The sequence below is a fragment of the Oleiphilus sp. HI0125 genome, assembly GCF_001635355.1.
Window position 1 is genome coordinate 1 of record NZ_LWGF01000693.1, and the last position, 1755, is coordinate 1755.

The 1755-nt window shown below is 43.2% G+C and carries 1 protein-coding gene; it reads left to right on the forward strand.

Going from position 1 to position 1755, the window contains the following annotated elements; all coding sequences use genetic code 11:
• On the forward strand, positions 1-1755 hold a 1755-nt coding region (locus A3762_RS10050; protein ID WP_068755251.1), incomplete at both ends, for an EAL domain-containing protein.

Consider the following 1755-nt stretch of genomic DNA (forward strand, 5'->3'; position numbering starts at 1 on the left):
GTTGCAAGAGAATCAGCGGCAGACTTCGATCTAAGCCAAGCTTGCATTCAGATATCAAAAAAAGACTTATATATCCCTCTAATTATTATTTCTGAAGAATATGACGAAGAAAAGGTCAGTGCGCATCTAAAGAGTGGTGCGCATGATGTCGTATCAAGCACTCAAGAAAAACACTTCGTTGAAGTGGTCAAACGTGAGTTATCACACGTTCGCGCAATACAAAAACTGCATCACCTTGAAGTTGAAATTCGCGATGTCGAACATCGTTGTGAATTACTGCTCGATAGCTCTAAAGACGCAATTGCATATATCAACGACGGAATGCATATCTATGCCAATAGCTCGTATCTTGAGTTTTTGGACTACGACGATATTGACGAAATGATCTGCATCCCAGTGATGGACACCCTCAGCGGCGATTCGCAAGAAAAATTCAAAGAGATCGGTAAAGACTTTTTAAATAGCAATAGTGACGCTAAACCTGTCGAAAACGTTTCACTCACATCAATCAGAGAAGATGGAACAGAAATCCCTGTTCTTGCTAGCTTCTCGCATGCGAGCTATGACGGCGAAAGCTGCCTTCAAATCATTTTGCGTCCTGAAGAAAACTCCGCTGAACTCGAAGCAAAACTGAAAGAAATGAGCCAGATAGACTTACTAACAGGTCTGTATAACCGCTCATACTTCATGGATGCTCTTCATGAAAGCAAAGAAGGCGCCCTCAGCGACGACAGTAAAGCTGCTGTTTACTATTTAGCGATTGACCACTTCCACAGTGTCAAAGCGAATTTAGGTATCGGTGACGCCGACTTTGTATTACGAGACTTAGCCCAGATTCTTGAAACCAAGAAGAGCGACAAAGTCACCCTTGCCCGTTTAAGCGATGACGTGTTCGGCATGATCATCAATGACACCAACGACGCACAAGCAATGGATGTCGCAAATAGTCTTTGCAAAGAAGTCGAAGATCATTTGTTCGACGTAGAAGGCAAAACTGTTCAAGTCACATTGAGTATTGGTGTAACAATCATTAATGCCAACGCTCCAAACATTAAAGACATCTTGGGACGTGCGCAAACCGCGTCAGAAGGCGTTAGAAAGCTTGAAGGCAAAGCCAATGGTAACGGTGTATTGTTATTTGAACCTAAAGTAGAAAACCCTCTAGGTAATCACGACACCGCTGGCAGCTACATTGAGAAAGCGCTAGACGAAGACAAATTCATACTGCTCTTCCAACCAATTCAAAGCCTTCGCGGCGGAACGCACGAGCACTACGAAGCGTTTGTGCGCATGATTGATGATAAAGGCCAGGAAGTTTCACCTTACGAATTCCTACCACCTAATGGTCCATCAGAGGTTGCTGGCAAGATCGACAAATGGGTCATCCTACAAACCATCAAGCAACTTAGTGAGCACAGATCTCAGGGGCATGATACGCGCCTATTCATCAATTTAACGGCCGAGTCCTTGCAAGATCCTAACTTCATCTCTTGGTTAAATGTGGCATTAAAAGCAGCGCGCTTACCCGGCGACTCTTTGATTTTCCAAATCTCGGAAAACAATGCGATTACTTATCTAAAACAAGCAAAAGAGTTCGAAAAAGGATTAAACACCTTACATTGCAATTTATCCGTGAATCAATTTGGTCGTGCGATCAATCCATTCAATCTTCTCAAACACCTTACTCCGGAGTATGTGAAGCTTGAAGGGTCATTTACTGAAGAAATGCAGAAGAGTCCTGAAGGCAAAGAAGCA